This window comes from Candidatus Hodarchaeum mangrovi, from assembly GCF_975850365.1.
Genome location: NZ_CDLCQJ010000062.1, coordinates 1 through 3,933 on the forward strand (window position 1 = coordinate 1; position 3,933 = coordinate 3,933).

The following is a 3,933-nucleotide window of genomic DNA, read 5'->3' on the forward strand; positions in this document are numbered from 1 at the left end:
GGAATTGGAGGAATTTAAAGGATATCCCGAATTTTAACCTGTCTATTGGGTTGTTAATGGTTGTGGAGTTCACACCAAATTAAAGAGTTTTCAAATTAGGATTCGAACCTCTTGTAGTTTATTTGAATAATTCTGTTAATCTCTTCTTTATGGTCAATAGGGAAATAATGAAGTTCTGAGTGTTAATAGAGTGAATTGATTTGAATTCTTGTCTATCTGTTGTTAAAAGTATCTGAATTATTTTGCGATTATTTTTTCTTCAGATCATAAAATGGTCTCATCTATATCTATTCGACTTAAAATACCATCAGTTGTTTATTTTTCCTCAAAATATTCTTTAGACATACAGCTATAACAATCAGGATTAGAAGAATTAAGATTTTTATTATAAATTATCATAGAACTAACGAAAAATCAATACTATTAACTATTGGGAAGAATGAAACAGTGTTTTTGATCTATGACAAAGGGATATGATTGAGATTCTATCTTCATATTGCAGAGCTTTAAAGAACCTTATTTCACGAGTGCGTCATTACGAAACGACTTCCTTGATCTCACTTTAGAAACGAGAATTAAGCTTTATGGATGATTTCCCTTTGGTAGATTCTCAGATATATGTAAAATTTGCCAAGAATAATTTAATCGCCTTATGTTTGGCTTCATATGTTGTAACAGCAGGCTTTGGAGTCATAATGCCATTTTTTCCACTTTATGTCAAGGAGATTTTGTCAGCCTACTCACTTTTTGGAATCAGTGTGGGTCTAGCGTTTCAAATAGGAGTTTTGACCTCAGCCTTCATGTTTATGAGATTTATGATGGCACCAGCTTATGGAGATCTATCTGATTCATCTGGTCGTAAACCTATCATCTTGGTTGGAATGACAGCTTATGCTTTTCTTTTGGTTGGATATGGATTAGCCTATGATTTTGTTTCCCTTCTATTGATGAGAGGCTTACAGGGAATGGCATCAGCAGCCGTTTGGCCCGTTGGTGAAGCCTTAATTGTTGATACATCTTCAAAAGAAAATACAGGTAGAAATCTTGGTTATTATATAATGAGTATGCAGGCTGGAATGGCTTCAGGACCGTTTTTAGGAGCGATTGTATACGGTTTCTTTAATGAAATTATCCTACTATCACCGTTTCTTTCATATCGTTTAACATTCATTTCCCAAGGAATATTGGGAATCCTAGCTACAGCAATTGTTGCATTACTTGTGAAGGATCCAAAGGACTTAGAAAAAAGTAAATCAAACATCTTTGAAGAATTCAAAGCGGTTACCAAGCTGATGATGGCGAAGACTGTAGAATCACCTAAGTATCTTCTGAAGACATTCAATCAAAAAACATCTTATCGTACTCTAAGTCTGTATGTAATTTACATTGTTGCAATAATCAATGGATTTGGTAATGCTATGATTTTCCCGATTATGACGCTATTCTTATCTGATTTTTTCTTTCTTGATGCCACTGTTGTTGCACTCATTGTAGGGATAGTTGGTGTTCTTGCTTTAAGTGGAAATCCATTGGGGGGATATTTGAGTGATCAATTTGGTCGAAAAAACGTCACATGGATTTCTGGACTTTTTAGAGGAATATTTTACGTGTTATTGGGGATTGAATGGGGATTACTGAGTGTAATAGTTCTTTTTATTGCAACAAGGTTTATGTGGAGCATTTTTCAACCATCTTTTCGTGCATTGCAAAGTGATATGATACCAGAAGCTGTTCGGGGTAAGGAATTTGGAATAGTCCAAGCTTTATTTAATCTTGGTTCAATTATTGGGCCTCTTCTTGGGGGAGTAGTTTATGATGCTTTCTTTAGCATTCATTTTTCATTCCTTGGCATTAAATTATTTGGAGTAGGAGCAACATTTGCTTTAGCTGGAATTTTTTCGATTATTGGTAGTATTTTCCTTCTAATCTATACACAGCCAATTAAATTATCAAAAGATCAAACAATTGAGACATTAGCATTGCATGACTGATCAGTTTTTTCTATTTTCAGAAACTCATATTTTAAGAGAGAAATGAAGGATAAGCTAAAGCCAGTATGATATTCAAAGCCTAGCTCATCCTTTTGCAGGAAGTGGGATACACAGATAAACTCCTAACAAACTATGAATGCAATATCTAGTTACTAATTAGCTTAAATCTAGTGATTGGGAGTCAAATTTTTACAAATATTCTTTAATCATTTCTTATAATAAGCGAAATTCTCGTAGGAGAAATCTTGACTAATATCGTGAAATATCACATCAATTTCGTTTGTTAATTGGTTAGATAAAGGGCCAAAATTTAATGCATCTGTGTTTAGTTCGATTTGCTCAACGGTTTTTGCTCCTGGGATGGGTATTGCACGCTGATCCTTAGACCAGATATATCTTAATGCAATTTGAGCTAAGGAACTTTCTTCATCCTTTAATATCTCTTTTAACTGATCTAAAGCCTTAAAAATTTTTAAATATCGTTCTTGAGTAAAGTCATAGCTTCCAAGCATATGGTTAGCGGTTCGTTTTGTGTTTGGTGAATATTTTCCTGTTAAAATTCCACTTTGTAATGGTTGCCGGATAATTCCTGCCATATCAGCATTTTCACATAATTTAGACATCGGAGTATTATATCTTGTCAGATTTAGAACATATTGCATGGCAGTGCAATGTTTTCCTTTAGCAAATTCTTCTGCACGATTCGCATCATCGGTACTCCATCCATAATAGAGAATTTTCCCTTCATCAACAAGTTCTTCCAAAACGTCTCTAATAACCAATGCACTTTCTGGTTGCTGTACAGCATTATGTAATTGATAAATATCGATATAATTGGTTTTTAATCGTTCTAAGCTTCCGTTGACCGCAATATTTATTTTTTCACGTATTTTTTTAATGTCAGGGGTAGTTTCTTTCGCATCATCATATACTGTATTAAATTTTGTAGCAATCACAACACTTTCACGTCTTCCTCTCAGAGCTTCTCCAAGGACTTCTTCACTTCGTCCTTTTATCCCATAAGCTTCAGCTGTATCAAAGAGATTAACTCCTAATTCAAGTGCTTTATGTATGGTTCGTATAGACTCCTTATCATCAACATTACCATAAGCTAGATATTGATCATTTTTCCCTTTGAACGGACCTCCAATCGCCCAACATCCCATTCCCAACCCACTAACTTTTATGTTACTTTTACCCATTCTTCTTGTTAGCATAATAATAGTCACTTTCATTTATCGAATGCTTACAAAAGGTTCTAATAACATTGAATTCTAATATGCATTCTCTAGAAGAGAAAATTTCAATTTGAATTGAATTCATCATTATTGAGGTAGATTCATTTCACTAGGCTACCTTTTCGTATCTATTTCTAGACTATTTAATGTTTTAGAACAGCTTTCACGTGTTTCAAATAGTCTTTGAATCGTTCTTCTATTTTAAATTTTAGTTAATGGCGAAAAATTTTCTGCTTTAATTTTCTTTACATATAATAAAATATGAAATTAAAGATGTTTTTAGGTCTTTACAAATAACAAGCTAACTCCCGTTAATAATTCTGTTTTTTAAATTTCTATTTCTATCTTCCCATAAGATTATAACACTGTTAATTAATAATCACTTTCATTGATAGTTCTTTTTCAGGATAGTAGAGCTTCTGTTAGGAAATAGATTAGGGGAAAAAAAAGGGGAAACTAATAATTAATGTATCTATTATTCATATTAAGATGAAAAAATTGATTTGTGAGGAGTAAAAACACTTATTTTTATGAAATGATGATTTTATGATATTCTTAACTACCAACAATCAGATATTATAAGTCAATAGTTTCTGTTTTAAGCGAATAGGATGAAGAAAAAATGGTTAGAATGGGATCTCTCTCTACATTGGTAACTGAAGCTATCAAACCTGGGTTAAAAATCGCTTTCGGTGGGGGTGCTA

General features: G+C 33.0%; 2 protein-coding genes. One reads left to right on the forward strand and one right to left on the reverse strand.

Annotation, left to right across the window (positions count from 1 at the left end; all coding sequences use genetic code 11):
- The first annotated feature begins 599 nt into the window (after nucleotides 1–599).
- Nucleotides 600–1,991, forward strand: coding sequence for an MFS transporter (locus ACWVCY_RS06330; RefSeq protein WP_455141250.1), 1,392 nt, complete (start codon nucleotides 600–602; stop codon nucleotides 1,989–1,991).
- A gap of 206 nt (nucleotides 1,992–2,197) precedes the next feature.
- On the opposite strand, the gene ACWVCY_RS06335 is transcribed toward ACWVCY_RS06330, so the two are convergent.
- Complete coding sequence (locus ACWVCY_RS06335; RefSeq protein ID WP_455141252.1) at nucleotides 2,198–3,208, reverse strand: aldo/keto reductase; 1,011 nt, start codon at nucleotides 3,206–3,208, stop codon at nucleotides 2,198–2,200.
- Between the last annotated feature and the right edge of the window lie 725 nt (nucleotides 3,209–3,933).

Bases quoted from the DNA above. Each gene is read 5' to 3' on its own strand.
- ACWVCY_RS06335 (WP_455141252.1), bottom strand. From the start codon at position 3,208: ATGCTAACAAGAAGAATGGGTAAAAGTAACATAAAAGTTAGTGGGTTG.